This is a genomic window from Aeromonas sp. 96A (assembly GCF_051919165.1).
Lineage (GTDB): Bacteria > Pseudomonadota > Gammaproteobacteria > Enterobacterales > Aeromonadaceae > Aeromonas > Aeromonas veronii.
On the sequence record NZ_JBQBFE010000001.1, the window covers coordinates 4,300,885 to 4,316,097 of the forward strand.

At 59.9% G+C, this 15,213-nt stretch carries 12 protein-coding genes and 1 pseudogene; 9 read left to right on the forward strand and 4 right to left on the reverse strand.

Annotated features, from left to right (window positions below):
- Positions 1-51: 51 nt before the first annotated feature.
- From modB to ACTG2W_RS20065, 5 genes and pseudogenes are all read left to right on the forward strand, one after another.
- Positions 52-732 (forward strand): molybdate ABC transporter permease subunit, encoded by a 681-nt coding sequence (gene modB / locus ACTG2W_RS20045; protein ID WP_106842660.1) that lies wholly within the window; start codon positions 52-54, stop codon positions 730-732.
- Positions 729-1,828, forward strand: a pseudogene (gene modC / locus ACTG2W_RS20050) (molybdenum ABC transporter ATP-binding protein). The gene modB and the pseudogene modC overlap by 4 nt, the downstream one beginning before the upstream one ends.
- A gap of 85 nt (positions 1,829-1,913) precedes the next feature.
- Complete coding sequence (locus ACTG2W_RS20055; RefSeq protein WP_162519457.1) at positions 1,914-2,690, forward strand: alpha/beta fold hydrolase; 777 nt, start codon at positions 1,914-1,916, stop codon at positions 2,688-2,690.
- 105 nt (positions 2,691-2,795) lie between these two features.
- A complete protein-coding gene (parM, locus tag ACTG2W_RS20060) occupies positions 2,796-3,839 on the forward strand; it encodes a plasmid segregation protein ParM domain-containing protein (RefSeq protein ID WP_103252105.1) in 1,044 nt (347 codons plus the stop codon).
- Entirely contained in the window at positions 3,832-4,590 is a 759-nt protein-coding gene (locus ACTG2W_RS20065) for a hypothetical protein (protein ID WP_235656978.1), read from the forward strand. Before parM ends, ACTG2W_RS20065 begins: the two co-directional genes overlap by 8 nt.
- Positions 4,591-4,661: 71 nt before the next feature.
- Here the strand turns inward: ACTG2W_RS20065 and moeB are convergent, their stop codons facing one another.
- Entirely contained in the window at positions 4,662-5,417 is a 756-nt protein-coding gene (moeB, locus tag ACTG2W_RS20070; RefSeq protein WP_421308643.1) for a molybdopterin-synthase adenylyltransferase MoeB, read from the reverse strand.
- The gene (moeA, locus tag ACTG2W_RS20075; RefSeq protein WP_106842658.1) at positions 5,414-6,640 is read right to left on the reverse strand and encodes a molybdopterin molybdotransferase MoeA; all 1,227 of its coding nucleotides are present in this window, start codon (positions 6,638-6,640) and stop codon (positions 5,414-5,416) included. Before moeA ends, moeB begins: the two co-directional genes overlap by 4 nt.
- Before the next feature lie 309 nt (positions 6,641-6,949).
- Here moeA and folE point away from each other — a divergent pair, with 309 nt between their 5' ends.
- The 3 genes from folE to ACTG2W_RS20090 all read left to right on the forward strand — a co-directional run bounded on the left by folE (position 6,950) and on the right by ACTG2W_RS20090 (position 11,877).
- Positions 6,950-7,606 carry a GTP cyclohydrolase I FolE gene (gene folE / locus ACTG2W_RS20080; protein WP_106842657.1) on the forward strand — a complete coding sequence of 219 codons (657 nt, stop codon included), beginning with the start codon at positions 6,950-6,952 and terminating at the stop codon, positions 7,604-7,606.
- A gap of 256 nt (positions 7,607-7,862) precedes the next feature.
- The gene (locus ACTG2W_RS20085; protein WP_106842656.1) at positions 7,863-9,950 is read left to right on the forward strand and encodes a methyl-accepting chemotaxis protein; all 2,088 of its coding nucleotides are present in this window, start codon (positions 7,863-7,865) and stop codon (positions 9,948-9,950) included.
- A 271-nt stretch (positions 9,951-10,221) separates the two neighbouring features.
- Positions 10,222-11,877: a methyl-accepting chemotaxis protein gene (locus ACTG2W_RS20090; RefSeq protein ID WP_106842655.1), complete on the forward strand. Its 1,656-nt coding sequence runs from the start codon at positions 10,222-10,224 to the stop codon at positions 11,875-11,877.
- A gap of 124 nt (positions 11,878-12,001) precedes the next feature.
- On the opposite strand, the gene ACTG2W_RS20095 is transcribed toward ACTG2W_RS20090, so the two are convergent.
- On the reverse strand, positions 12,002-13,732 hold the full coding sequence (locus ACTG2W_RS20095; RefSeq protein ID WP_106842654.1) for a formate--tetrahydrofolate ligase: 1,731 nt from the start codon (positions 13,730-13,732) through the stop codon (positions 12,002-12,004).
- Between the two features lie 67 nt (positions 13,733-13,799).
- Here ACTG2W_RS20095 and ACTG2W_RS20100 point away from each other — a divergent pair, with 67 nt between their 5' ends.
- Positions 13,800-14,228: a hypothetical protein gene (locus ACTG2W_RS20100; protein ID WP_106842653.1), complete on the forward strand. Its 429-nt coding sequence runs from the start codon at positions 13,800-13,802 to the stop codon at positions 14,226-14,228.
- Positions 14,229-14,283: 55 nt separating this feature from the next.
- Here ACTG2W_RS20100 and ACTG2W_RS20105 read toward each other — a convergent pair whose 3' ends face one another.
- Positions 14,284-15,186 (reverse strand): LysR family transcriptional regulator, encoded by a 903-nt coding sequence (locus tag ACTG2W_RS20105; protein WP_106842652.1) that lies wholly within the window; start codon positions 15,184-15,186, stop codon positions 14,284-14,286.
- Between the last annotated feature and the right edge of the window lie 27 nt (positions 15,187-15,213).

Genomic DNA, 15,213 nt, shown 5'->3' on the forward strand with positions numbered 1-15,213 from the left:
TAAGGAGCGATACCATGCCGTTGGAGGCATTTATCAACCGGGAGGTCGGCAATGAGTGAAGGGGACCTGCTGGCGGTCTGGCTCACCCTGAAGCTTGCGGCCTGCACCACAGCGATTTTGCTGTTGCTGGCACCGCCGCTGGCCTGGTGGCTGTCGCGCAGTCAGAACCGCCTGCGGCCGCTGGTTGAGGCGCTGGTGGCGCTGCCGCTGGTGCTGCCCCCCACAGTGCTGGGGTTTTATCTGCTGCTCGCCTTCTCCCCCGAATATGGTTTCGGCGCCTGGTGGCGCGACACCTTTGGCGCCCCGCTCGCTTTCAGCTTTCTCGGCCTGCTGTTTGCCTCCATTATCTATTCGCTGCCGTTCGTGGTGCAGCCGCTCACCTCCGCCTTCGTCAACATGGGCAACAAGGAGCTGGAAGCTGCCGCTACCCTGGGGCTTGGCCCGCTGGAGCGCTTCTTCCACATTATCTTGCCGATGACTCTGCCCAGCTTCGTGATGGCGGCAGCCCTCGGCTTTGCCCATACATTGGGGGAGTTTGGCGTGGTGCTGATGATTGGCGGCAATATCCCCGGCGAGACCCAAGTGCTCTCCATCGCCCTGTTTGATCATGTGGAGGCGATGGATTACCGACAAGCCCATTATCTGGCGGGCGGCCTGATGGCCTTCTCGCTGGTGATGCTGGTGCTGGTCTACGGGGTGTTGCAGCGTAGACAGCGGAGAGTGTTTGGATGAACCAGCCCGCCACTATGCCGTCAGTGAACGAGCCACCCCGCCATGTCCTGAACCTCCATGCCCGGCGCGAGTTTGGCCCCTTTACCCTCCATTGCGCACTGACCCTCGAGCTGGGGGGATCCTCGGTCTGTTTGGCCCCTCCGGCTGCGGCAAGAGCACCCTGCTGCGTATCATTGCCGGGCTCGATAGCCAAAACGGGGATCGCTTGCGGTGGCGCGATCGGGAGTATGCTCAACTGCTGCCCGAAGCGCGCCGGATCGGGCTGGTGTTTCAGGACTCGCGCCTCTTTCCCCATCTGACGGTGCTCGGCAATCTGCAACTGGCGGCCCGCAAGGGGCGAGGGCGCTGGCAGCCCGAGGCGCTGGCGGCTCGGCTCGGTTTTGTTGATCTGCTGGGGCAGCCTGCCCATGCGCTTTCTGGCGGCCAACGCCAGCGGGTAGCATTGGGGCGGGCGCTGCTGGCCGAGCCCGATCTGCTGCTGCTCGATGAGCCTTTCTCGGCGCTCGATCGGCGCAGCCGCATCCATCAGGCCCATGTGCTCAAGGGGTTGCAGCAGGAGAGCGGCATTCCGATGATCTTCGTCAGCCACGCCATGGAGGAGGTGAGCCTGCTCTGTGATCAGCTGGTGCTGCTGGAAGGTGGCAGGGTAGAGGCGCAAGGCCGGCCGAGCGAGATCTTCACCCGAACCGATCTCTCGCTCGCCAGTCGTGACGATGCCGGGGTGATGTTGGCGGCGACCCTCTCTCACTACGATGAAGAGGAGCAGATGGCGACCCTGCAGCTCGGTGAGCAGCAACTGCGGGTCACCATGACCCATGTGCCGGATGAGAGCGGCCCTTTGCAGATCAAGGTGGCGGGGCGGGATGTGGTGATTGCCACGGCACCCATCGAGCACTCCAGCCTTTCCAACTGTCTCGTCACCCGTCTGCTGGCGGTGCGCGAGGTGCGCCCCGGCCAGACCCTGTTGCAGTTGGCGCTGGGTGAGCAGATACTGCTGGCTCGGATCACCAGCCGCTCCGCCAGACGGCTGGCGCTGGCGCCGGAGCAGCAGATCTACGCTTATATCAAGGCGGTGAGTCTGGTCAGCGAAGGCTGATTGGGCGCCGTGCCGTGGCAGGATAATCACGGGTGACATAACAACAAGAGATGGTTCAGGTGATGAATCGAGAGGCAATACACTAATGCGTCGCAATCAGGTGATGAAATTCAACGGTCTTGCCCTGCGCAGTGCGGGGGAGGGCCCCTTGCTGTTGCTGCTGCATGGGCTGGGCTCCTCCAGCCTCGACTGGCAGGCGCAGATCGAACGGTTTTCCGAGCACTACCGGGTGGTGGCGCTGGACTTGCGCGGCCACGGCCAGAGCATGCAGGAGGGGCCGTTCGATGTGGCGACCCTGGCAGCCGATGTGGTGAACTGGCTCGATGCACAGCCAGAACCCGCCTGGGTGGTGGGATTGTCGCTGGGGGCCATGGTCGCGCTGGAGCTGGCGCTGCAACTGCCCCACAAGGTGCAGGGGCTAGTGCTGGTCAACGGTTTTAGTGAGTTTCTGCTGGAGACCCCCAAAGAGCAGGAGCGTTACGCCCAGCGCCTCAAGTGGCTGCGCTGGTTTGGCATGCGCCCCCTCGCCTGGTGGCTGGGACGCGAGCTCTTCCCGGGCCCGGATCTGGCGCAGGTGCGCCACACCTTCCGGCTGCGTTTCGTGCGCAATAAAAAGAAAACCTACAAGGCGCTGCTGGAAGCGTTACCCGGCTGGTCGGTACGTGCCCGGCTCGGCGCCATCTGGCAGCCGGTGGCCATCATCTCCACCAGTCACGACTACCTGCCGCTGGCCAAACGGGTAGAGCAGTTTGCCGCCTTGCCCAACGCCACCATCCACACCCCCAACGGCCACCACGTCTGGCCTGCGGAAGATCCTTCCGGATTTAATCATTTGCTTCACCGGATTTTAGAAACCCATTAAACTTGTCGCCCTTTTACCCCGTGTATGTATTGGTTCGATCGCCTTGCCAAAGGCATAAGGCAAGGCAATCGGACCCATTTCTGATCTATTAACAGGTGTTTCCTCATGTCTGAAGTAATGAAAATGGCCATCGATGATGGCTCGACCAACGTCAAGGTGAGCTGGATTGAGAACAAGGTGCTCAAGACCATCATCTCTCCCAACTCCTTTCGCAAGGACTGGAAGAGCGCCGCATTGCGTAAAGACAAGAAGATCTACAACTACGAGATAGGTAACACCAAGTACACCTACGACGCGACCTCCGACAAGTCTCTGGCCACCACCCACGTGGAGTACCAGTATGACGATCTCAACCTGCTCTCCGTGCATCATGCCCTGTTGCAGACAGGTGTGACGCCGTGCGATGTCGCTATCACCGTAACCCTGCCCATCACCGAGTTTTACAACCCGGACGATTGCCAGCGCAACGAAGAGAAGATCGAGAAGAAACGCCGCAACCTGATGCGTCCGATCACCCTTAACAAGGGCGAGCTGTTCAATATCGTCAGTGTCGAAGTGATGCCGGAGAGTCTGCCTGCTGCGCTCTCCCGTCTGATTGGTTCAGGCTGCAACGAGTTCACCAAGACTCTGGTGATCGACTGTGGCGGCACCACTCTGGATATGGGGATCATCGTCGGTGAGTTTGATGATGTCTCCGATGTCTACGGTAACAACGAGATCGGTGTCTCCATGGTGACCGATGCTACCCGCAAGGCGCTGGCCGCAGCAGACAGCGATTCGAGCTATCTGGTGGCCAACGAATTTATCAAGCGTCGTCACGACATGAGCTTTGTACGCGATGTGGTCAACGATGAGAGCCAGATCCCCAAGATCCTCGAGAAGATGCAAAACAAGATCGACGAGCTGGGCACTCAGGTTGCACATGAAGCGAAGAAGTTCGCCAAGAACCCGAACCGTGTCTATCTGGTCGGTGGCGGTGCGTCACTGATTTATGACGCGATCAAGGCGGCCTATCCCACCCTGGGTGACCGTGTCGAGCTGCTGGACGATGCCCAGTCCGCGCTGGCTCGCGAAATCTGCCTCTACACCACGGAAGAGGATGAAGTCTATCGCGAAGCGCCTGTGATGGCCGAGGTTGACGATGAGTAGTCAACTCAAGCGCATGACCTTCTCCATCTACATGGATCCGGGTGCGCTGGAGTCTGATCGCTATGCGGTCGGGGTATTGCAGAACTGGTATCAACGGGCGCGAAAGATCCAGGAGGGCACCGAGGAGTTTGACTTCTCCAAGAGCCGTTTCCACAAGGATATCTACCTCTCCGGCATGTTCATGTACGTGCTGGCGCCCAACCTCTGCAAAGCGATTGCCAATGCACTGGGGCCGGAGCAGGTGAGCATGACGACCCTGCGTCATGCCTTTGCCAGCTGTGGTTTCAATCTGGGGGAGGTCGCTGGCGAGGCGCAGCCTGCCGCAGATGTGATGATCGACGAGATAGTGGCCAGACTGGCCCCACAGCTGGGACAGAGTGATACCACTTCACTGGTGGACGAGATTGTCAGCCGGCTCGGCGAGCAGCAACCCAGCGAGATGTGGGATGAACTCAGGCAAGGACTGCCTGCCGCGCTGGATCATGACCAGCTGGCCGAAGCCATCGCTGGCAAGCTGCCATCAGCAGGGGCCGAGCAGGATCTGGCTCCCCTTGCCAGCAGTATCCAGCTGCTCTCTCGCCAACTGGAAGAGCAATCCCGGCTGATCCGCGAGCAGCACAGATTGATCCAGCGACTTGCCAGTGCCCCCGCTCGACAGAGTGTTGTCGGCACAGAGCCAGAACCTTTGATCGAGGATCTCTCGAGTCAGGTCGCGAATATGAAAAAGGTCAAAGCCAAGGGGATCTTCTGATCCCCGATGTCGTTGCTACATTGAAATAAAAAGCCGAACCACAGGGTTCGGCTTTTTTGATCCCGTTTGCTTTATGGATGGGAGCAGACCGGGCAGTCGGGGCGCTTGGGTAGCTTCATCTCGCGAAAGGTGCCCCCGAGGCCGTCGATCATCAGCAGGCGGCCGTTGTAGTTCTTGCCCATGCCGGCCAGTAGCTTGATGGCTTCGAGCGCTTGCAAGCTGCCCACCAGACCCACCACGGGGGCGAGCACGCCCGCCTCGACGCAGGTGAGGGCCTGCGCGCCAAACAGGGCGCTGAGGCAGGCGTAGCAGGGCTCATCTTCCTGCCAGGTGAAGCTGCAGAGCTGCCCCTCCAGCCGGATGGCGGCGCCGCTGACCAGTGGCACGCCATGCTGGCGTGCCTTTTGATTCAGCAGGTTGCGAATGGCCAGATTGTCGGTGCAATCGAGCACCAGCTGATGCCGTGGCAGCAGGCTATCGAGCAGCGCCTCGTCGGCAACGGCAGCGTGGGTCTCGACGTTGAGCCAGGGATTGAGCGCGCGCAGCGACTGGGCGGCAGAGTCTACTTTGTAGTGGCCAATGCGCTCATCGTTGTGCAGCACCTGGCGTTGGAGGTTGGAGAGCTCCACCTTGTCAAAATCGACCAGGGTGAGCTGGCCAACCCCGGCCACCGCCAGATACTGGCTGGCGGCGCAGCCAAGGCCACCAGCGCCGATCACCAGCACCTTGGCTAGTTTGAGCGCCTCTTGTCCCTCGAAGTCGAAGGATTTGAGGATGATCTGGCGGTTGTAGCGCAGCAGTTCGGCGTCGCTCAGGATCTCGCTCACAGCAGCAATCCCCCGAATGGCTCGACGGTCACCGTCTCGCCCGCGGCGACGCGGCCCCGTTCCCGTTCAAGAACGATGTAGCAGTTGGCTCGCGACAGGGAGCTGAACACGGCGGAGTCCTGCGAGCCGGTGCTGCGTACCTCGAGGCCGTTTGGCCCTTGGCTCATGATGCCGCGCTGGAAGTCGAGTCGGCCCGGGCTCTTTTTGAGTGGTTCGGCCGCAATGGCTTGCAGCTGGAGCGGGCGCTCGAAGTGCTGGCCCGCCAGCTTGGCCAGCGCCGGTTGCACCAGCTGATCGAAGGTGACCATGGCGGAGACGGGGTTGCCCGGCAGGCCGAAGAACCAGGCGCGGGGCAGATGGCCAAAAGCAAACGGCTTGCCCGGCTTGATGGCCAGTTTCCAGAAGCCAATCTCGCCGAGCTCGTCCAGCAGTTGTTTGGTGAAGTCCGCTTCCCCCACCGAGACGCCGCCGGTGGTGATGAGTACATCGGCCTCTTCGTTGGCGCGGATAAAGGCAGCGCGTAGCTGGGCCTGATCGTCGGGGATGATGCCAAGGTCGAGGCAGTCGCAGCCCATGCGCGCCAGCATGGCCCGCACGCCGTAGCGGTTGGAGTCATAGATATCGCCGTGGGCCAGCGGGGTGCCGACCGGCTTGAGCTCGTCACCGGTGCTGAAGATGGCCACTTTCAGCGGGCGGCGTACCGGCACGGTAGCCACGCCGAGGGAGGCCAGCAGTGGCATTTCGCGCGGGGTGAGGCGAGTACCGGCTGGCAGCACGCAGGCGCCCTTGCCGATATCGCTGCCGGCGCGGCGGATATTCTGGCCCGGTTCGGGTTGCGTCAGAAAAGTGATCCGATCGCCGTCGGCCTGCGTTTCTTCCTGCATCACCACCGCATCAGTGCCTGCGGGAACCGGGGCGCCGGTCATGATCCGCACGCAGTGGCCGGCGGGCCACTCGCCCTGATAGGGCTGACCGGCAAACGCCTTGCCCGCCATGATGAGCGGGGTGCCAGCAGTGAGATCCGCAAGGCGTACGGCATAACCGTCCATGGCGGAGTTGTCGAAGGGGGGCACGGCGAGTGGGGAGGCGATGTCGCTGGCAAGAACCCGGCCAAGGGCCTCTGGCAGGGGCAGTGGCTCGCTGTCGCAGCAGCAAGCGAGTTGTTCCAGCATCCCTTGCAGGGCATCGCTTAAGGGAAGTAGTCCGCTGGTATCAAATCCCATCGTCATGACCTCTTTCTATGATTGAAGGCGGGATTATCACAAAAATCCCCGGGTATGGGCAGGTTATCTCAAGGGAATCTCGGGGTAATCGGCGCAAAAACGGGGGTAGATGGTCATAAAGTATGAGGTGACGCACAAGTTGACTTGAATCTTGGCGGCAATGGCCGTTTACTATGCCGCCATAACAGATGGCCGTCACATCCCGTGTGGCGACCATTACAGCGATACCATCGGCCCTGTACGCCGCCATAACATAAGGGGTTGCTCCTTGAGCTGCCCTCACAGTCCCTGAGCGTGGGAGAGAAGATAATGACAACCTTAAGTCCGGAAGCCTTGCTGGTCAGGGCTGCCCTCGAAGCCCAGGGACTGGAAACCCCCCTGGTCACCAACGAGCTGAACAGCCAGCAGAAGCGGGAGAAGATCGAAGGCCATATGCGCTCCATCATGGAGACGCTGGGGCTGGATCTGACCGATGACAGTCTGGCCGAGACACCGCACCGCATCGCCAAGATGTACGTCAACGAGATCTTCTCAGGCCTCGACTATTCCACCTTCCCCAAGGTGACGGTGATCGAGAACAAGATGCAGGTGGACGAGATGATCATGGTGCGGGACATCAGCCTCACCAGCACCTGCGAACACCACTTCGTCACCATCGACGGCATGGCCCATGTGGCCTATATCCCTCGTGGCAAGGTGATTGGCCTGTCGAAGATCAACCGCATCGTGCAGTTCTTCGCCCGTCGTCCCCAGGTGCAGGAGCGGCTGACCCAGCAGATCCTGCTGGCGTTGCAGACCCTGCTCGGTACCAAGGATGTGGCCATCAGCATCAAGGCGACCCACTACTGCGTCAAGGCGCGCGGGGTGATGGATTCAACCTCTTATACCACCACTACCTCCCTCGGCGGTGTATTCAAGAGCCAGCCAGATACCCGGGCCGAGTTTCTCGGCGGCCTGCGCGGATAAAAGAGCGGTTGTTTTGTAACTGCCTTGCTGAATAAACGAGACGCCAGCAGTTATTGCTGGCGTTTTTCATGGGCGATGGCCAGAGATGATGGCCCTGCATCGACCACTTTCTCGATTTTCGTAAACGAATATTTCATGTTCGTGATCGAACGCTCAAAGTGTGAAAATCCTGACTGGTAGCTCTTCGGAACCAACCTGTCCCCTCTTAAGATGCTTGCCATTACCAGCAGGGCATCATTTACAGGTTGGAGTAGCCGTGTTTCGTTCAATCAAACATCAGGTCATGTTTTTTGGTGGCTGTATTTTACTGGCTACCGTGTTGAGTGTGGTCGGGTATAGCTATCTGTCTCTTGCGACTATGCAAGGTGGTATTCAGGGCGAAATGCGCGAGACAACTCGTCAGGATGCCGGACGATGGCTGGTGGCTCTGGCTGGTCAACAAGCCGGCGAGATCGCAGGCACCTTTGAACAAGCCCTTAATACAGCAGAGACACTTGCCGCCATGCTGGCTGGCAATGTTCATCAACCCAGGCCATTGGATCGGGCTACCGTGACTGCCTTGCTCAAGGATGTTGCTGAACGGAACAGCGACTTTCTCAGTATCTACAGTGGTTGGGAGCCTAATACCTTTGATGGTCAGGACAGTACCTATTTGACTGACGGGGTACATAGCCAGGCCACTGGCAACTTTGCCCCCTACTGGAGTCGTGGTCCAGCCGGGTTCACCATCAAACCGCTGGGCGACTACTACAGCAAGAGTTTGAGCAAGACCGGTATCCGGGCATCGGAATGGTATCTCTGTCCGATGGAGAGCAAGGCAGCCTGTGCTGTCGACCCTTCCGTTTATACCGTGAATGGCCAACCGACGCTGTTGACCTCTTTTGTTGTGCCCGTTCTGGATCAGGGCCGCTATCTGGGGATGGTCGGGGTCGACTATTCCCTCAATTACCTGCAACAGTTGGCCAAACAGGTAAGTGGCCAGGTGTTCTCTGGCCAGAGCCGGGTCAGGATCATCAGTCCACACGGCATCATCGCCGCGGATTCGGCGCAACCTGATGTGATCGGGGGGCGGCTTGAAGAGTCTGGCTTGATGGATCTGCTCAACAAAGGAGAGGCCAGTAGTCAGCAAGTTTCGGGTCAGTTGCGCGTGCTGGTGCCAATCCATCTTAAAGGGGTCACTAAAGCTTGGGGGATCATCATTGAGGTGGCTGATACGGCGCTGTTTGCAGATGCTGATCAGGCTGAACAGGCGAGAGCCGCTGATTTCAGCGAGAGTTTGTGGATGCAACTGCTGGTTGGGGTCGTGGTGGCATGCCTTGGTCTTGTCGGCTTGGCCTGGGCTGCCGGATCCATCTCGCGCCCGGTACAACAGACCGCCAGCATGGTCAGACGTCTTTCTGCCGCCGGAGGGGACTTGACCCAACGCCTCAATGTGATGCGTAAAGATGAGACTGGCGAGTTGGCTGAGGGGATCAACCGGTTTGTCAGCACTATTCATCATATTGTGAGTGATACGGCACAAAGTGGCCGCGACTTGCAGCTAGCTGCCCACCACTCTGCCGAGCTGGCTCAGCAAGGATTGTCCAATAGCCATCGGCAATTGGAAGAGATTGAACTGGTTGCAGCAGCCATCCACGAAATGGCCTCGACGGCGGATTCCGTCTCCAGCAGTGCACAGATTACCGCTGATGCTGTAGATGAGACCCGCAAAGCGGTGCATAGAGGTCAGCATGTGGTGAGTAATTCCGCTAGTGGTATCCGTGAGCTGAGTGTGCAAGTAGATGTGGTTGCACAGCGTATTGCCGAGTTGCAGCAACAGGGTCAACAGATCGGTTCGATTCTCGATGTGATCCGTACCATTTCGGAACAGACCAATTTGTTGGCTCTGAATGCAGCGATTGAGGCCGCTCGTGCCGGGGAACATGGTCGGGGGTTTGCGGTGGTTGCGGATGAAGTCAGGGGGTTGGCGTCCAAAACCCAGGCTTCAACCAAAGAGATCCAGGGCATGATCGAGCGCCTTCGTCAGACCACGGCAGAAGCTGTGAGTACCATGGGAGAGGGGAAAAACTTGAGTGAGCTGGCATTGCAGGATGCAGAGCTTGCCGTGACCGAGCTTGCGACGATAGTTATGTCGGCAGACCGGATCCAGGATATGGCGACCCAGATCGCCAGTGCTGCAGAGGAGCAGTCCAAGGTCACCGATGATATCAGTCGAAATGTCAGCAACATTCATGAAGCGGCAACCGCATCGACCCGTTTGGCTAACCAGCAGGATGAACAAAGTCAGCAGATGCATAAGTTAGCCAGCGATGTGATGGATAAGATTGGGCGCTTCCGCTATTAAGCCTTCACCCCTAATAGTTGATCTTTCATCCAAATGACCCCTGTTTTGAGTGGGGTCATTTGGGTTGCTTTAATTTTAATCACAAGACTCTTTCCGAACCGCCATAATCCGGCTATTCTACCGCCCCTCACGGCTCTCGCTGCCGCTCATGGAATTCAGAGATATTCATCAAGGTTGGATGGTGCGCCACTGAACAGGTGGCCAGATAGTTCATGCCAGGAGGGCGTGAACCGGACGAGTGCTACGAATTTAACGACCACCAGGATATCCCATGAATACCAGTACCATGACCATAGGTAAAAAACTCACCGCCGGCTTTGCCGTGCTCGGTTTGATGGTCGCCTTTATCGGCGGTTTTTCCCTTGTCCAGTTTGGCAACATGAATGATGTTGCCATCCGGTTTACCGACAGCATCTTGCCAGCGGTCAATCGCACCAGCGCGATCGGGGATTCTCTCGGTGAGTTGCGTCGTTATGAGCTGGGTTATTTCGTGGTGGCTGCCGAGCCGCTGAAAAGGGCTGAATATCGGAATATTGCCAGTCAGCAGCTTAACTCGATCGCGCAGCAGCTGATTGCCCATGACAAGACGATCTGGCCTGAGGATGTGGCGGAGCGCCGTACCTTCGATACGGTGAAATCTGACTGGGATCGTTACGTCGCCCTGCACCAGCGAGTCAAACAGCTGCAAGACAGCGATCAGCTTGCCGAAGCCCAACGCATCTTCCTTGAGGAGGGGGTTCCCCTTTATACCGCGCTGAGCAAGTCAGTGGCCTCCCTTATCCAGATTAACCATGGTTATGCGTCTGAATCCCGCAGCGATATTGTCGACTCTTATCAATCCGCCAATCTGAGTGTCACCATCGCGCTGGTGATCGGTTTGATCCTGGTGGTGGTGCTCTCCGTGGTACTGACCCGCCAGATCCGCGACCCGCTGATCATGCTGGCCCGTCAGGCCCAGCGTATTGCCAATGGCGATCTGGGTCAGGGCGAACTGCAGCAGTGGATCCGTGACAGCCGCTTCAACCGCGATGAACTGGGTCAGCTGGGTTCTGCCATCAACCGGATGCAGGGCTCCCTCTCCGATCTGGTGAGCGAGATCGCCGGCTCCGTGAGCCAACTCAGCAGCGCAGTGGAGGAGGTGAGCGCCATCTCCAGCCAGTCAGCCAGCGGCATGGCCATCCAGCAGAACGAAGTCTCCCAGGTGGCGACCGCCATGAACGAGATGCAGTCCACCGTCAACGAAGTGGCCCGCAACACCACGGATGCCATGAGCGCCGCCAAGGATGCCTCCCGCACCTCTGCTGCTGGCAGCGAAGTGGTTCGCAGCTCCATTGCCAGCATCGAGGAGGTGTCGGTCAAGATTGAGCAGGCTGGCACAGTAGTGCAGCAGCTGGAGGCCGACAGCGCCAACATCAGCGTAGTGCTTGATGTGATCCGCGATATCGCCGGTCAGACCAACCTGCTGGCCCTTAACGCCGCCATCGAAGCAGCCCGTGCCGGTGAGCAGGGCCGTGGTTTTGCGGTCGTTGCGGATGAAGTGCGTTCATTGGCCCAGCGTACCCAGGACTCCACCGCCGAGATCAGCAAGATGATCGAGCTCTTGCAGAGCCGCGCCGCCGAGGCGGGCAACGCCATGCAACTGAGCCGTCACCAGATGCAGGAGAGCGTTGGTCTGGCGCGGGATGCCGGTACCAGTATCGAGACCATCAACGGTGCCGTGGTGCGCATCACCGACATGAATACCCTGATCGCCACCGCCACCGAAGAGCAGAATGCGGTGACCGAAGAGCTCAACCGCAGCATTGTCAACATTCACAATGCCGCTGACGAGAATGCCCAGGGCGCTCATCAGATCGCCCAGGCTTGCGTCGAGCTGAGCAAGCTGGCCAACACCCTGCACCATATGACCCAGCGCTTCACCCTCTAAGGGTTGATGCATGGATAACAGAAGGCCCCGCAATTGGCGGGGCCTTGTTGTTTCTGGCTGGTTTGTTGAGCGTAGGGTCGATTAGCGAAGCGTAATCGGCCGATGCCAGCCCCCTTACCGACCTTTAGCTAAGTCCAATGATCTCGCCATCTTCATCAATATCGATATGACGATAGGCAGGCAGACTGCCCAGCCCCGGCATGGTCATGATGGGGCCCGCCAGCGCATAGACGAAGCCTGCACCGGCGCAGAGCTTCACCTCGTCGATGGGCACCTCGAAATCGGTCGGCACTCCCTTGAGAGCAGGGTCATGGCTGATGGAGAGCGGCGTCTTGGCCACGCAGATGGGCAAGTGATCCCACCCTTCGGCGGAGAGCTGGGCCAGCTGCTGGCGCGCTCTGTCGGAGAGCTGCACTCCGCGGCCGCCGTAGCCGCACTCCACCAGGGTCGCCAGTTTGGCGTCGAGGCTCGCCTCGTCGGGGTAGAGCAGTTTCACCTTGCCGGGTTGCTCGCAGGCGGCGACCACGGCGCGGGCCAGCTCGCTGGCACCGGCACCACCCTGGGTGAAGGCGTTGGAGATGGCTGCGCCACAGGCACCGGCTTGCTGCGCTTCATGGGCCAACAGCGCCAGCTCGGCCTCGCTGTCGGTGGGGAAGCGGTTGATGGCGACCACCACCGGCACCCCGTAGCGACGGGCGTTCCGGATATGCCAGGCGAGGTTGGCGCAGCCCTGCTTGAGGGTCGGCAGATCTTCCCCCTGCAGGCTGGCTGGCAGCGGCTGGCCCGGGCGGATATCGAGCAGGCCGCTGTTGGCCTTGAGGCCGCGCACCGTGGCCACCAGCACCACGCAGGCGGGGGTAATACCGGATTGGCGGCTCTTGATGTTGAAGAACTTCTCCAGCCCCATGTCGGAGCCAAAACCCGCCTCGGTCACCACATAGTCGGTCAGGCCAAGGGCGATGCGATCGGCGATCACCGAGGAGTTGCCGTGGGCAATATTGGCAAAGGGGCCGGCGTGCACCAGCACCGGCGTCTGCTCTGTGGTCTGCATCAGGGTTGGTTGTAGCGCGTCCTTGAGTAGCACCGTCATAGCGCCCGCTACTTCCAACTGTTCGGCGGTAATGGGCTTGCCGTGAATATCGCGGGCCAGCTGGATGCGGTCGATGCGCTGGCGCAGGTCTTTCAGATCGCTCGCCAGCGCCAGAATGGCCATCAGCTCGGAGGCGGCGGTAATGACGAAGCGATCGCTGCGCTCCACACCATCGGCAGCGCCCCCCTGTCCAATCGTGAGGTGGCGCAGTGCGCGGTCATTCATGTCGAGGGTGCGCGGCCAGAGGATGTTGTCGGCATCGATATCGAGCCGCGGCAGGCCGGTTTTGGCGGTGAACTCGGCACCCAGTTTCTGTTCGTGGAACAGGCGGGCATCGAGGGCTGCCGCCGCCAGATTGTGGGCCGCCGTCAGGGCGTGAAAATCGCCGGTAAGGTGGAGGTTCATCTCCTCCATCGGCACCACCTGGGCGTGGCCGCCACCAGCGGCCCCCCCCTTGACCCCGAATACCGGCCCGAGGCTCGGTTGGCGGATGGTTGCGATGCTGGGCTGGCCGATATGGTTGAGCCCCATGGAGAGGCCAAGGGTGGTCACCGTTTTCCCTTCACCGAGCGGGGTAGGGGTGATGGCGCTCACTAGTACCAGCTTGCCGCACTGTGTGGGCTGAGACGTGAGCAGGTCGAGGCTGAGTTTGCCTTTGTAGTGGCCATGAGGGCTGAGCAGGTGCTGGGGGATGGCGAGGCGTTCGGCCAGCGCGTGGATTGAGAGACGGGGGGACTGGCGGGAGATCTCGATATCGCTTAGCATCAGCACCTCGTTGGCATATCGGGGTAAAATATGCGGCGCAGTCTAGTGGAATATAACGGGTAATCCAATGACGAAAACGATTTTATTTGGTGAGGGTGAGGTTCGTCAGAATCCTGTTCGGCTGGATCTCAACGCACTCTATCATCCCCCCAAGCAGCCGATGACGGCGCTGGGGATTGTCAGCGCGCTGGTGCCGTTGTTCGGTTTCGGCTGGCAGGCGATGACCCAGGACCCCGAAACCCAGCTGCGCCACGAGATCCGCAAACGGGTCAACAAGCACAAGACCGACGAGGCAAACCTCATTTTGATCCTGCAGCTGGCCGCCATGTTTGACTGCCCCGAGATTGAAGTGGCGCTCCCCTATGCCCTCAGTGAGCCGCAGTTGTCGGTGATCCGCACCCGTCTGCCACGCTGGCAGTTAAGCCTCGAGCAGGAGCGTCTGCTAGCCAAGCTCACCCCTGTTGCCGCATCCACCACCGCACCCGACCAGCGTTAGGTTTCAAGCTGTACCAGAAGGCCGGACAGTCAGGCCGTATCCTCTGCTCTGGCAATCATGCCAGCTTATCCCACTGTTGCGGGGCGAGATAGCGCTCCTGCACGAACTCGATAAAGCAGCGCACCTTGGCCGAGACGAAGCGGCGGTGCGGATAGACCGCATAAAGTCCCACATCTCCCTTGTCCCACTCTGGCAGCAGGCTGACCAGCTGTCCTGACCGCAGGGCCTCCCCCACGATAAAGGTGGGCTGCAATATGATGCCCTGATCATCACAAGCGGCGCGGGTCAGCGCCACCCCGTTGTTGGCCCGCAGTGGCCCCTGTGGCCGGATGCTCTGCTGCTCGTTTCCCCGTTTGAAGTGCCACTCCGGCTGGGTCAGGGTGTAGATCAGACAGTCGTGCTGTTTGAGATCCTCGGGTTTTTCCGGTCTGCCCTTGCGTGCCAGATAGGCGGGGCTGGCGCAAAGCTCGACCCGAATGGTGGCAAGCTGGCGCGCCACCAGCGAGGAGTCGCTGAGGTGGCCGATCCGCAGCGCCAGATCGAACCCCTCTTCCACCAGCGCTACCCGCCGGTCGCTGTACTCGATATCGAGCTTGAGATCGGGAAAGCGCTGGCGAAACAGCGGCAGGGCGGGGGAGAGGTGCAGATAGCCAAAATCCATCGGCACCGAGAGCTTGAGGGTGCCGTTCGGCTGCTGGTTGTGGTGGGTCAGCTGGCTGTGGGTCTCTTCCAGCTCCGCCAGCAAGGCGAGGGAGCGCTGGTAGTAGAACTGGCCCGCTTCGGTGGGATTGACCTGACGGGTGGTGCGCGACAGCAGCCGGGTGGCGAGGGACTCCTCCAGCTGCTGCATTAGCTTGGAGGCCATGGCGACCGAGATGCCGAGCTGGTTGGCAGCCCTGGTAAAGCTCTGGCACTCCACCACCTTGATAAAGGTACGCATGGCGGCGATCTGGTCCATTTTCCATCCTCAGTAAATAATGAATTT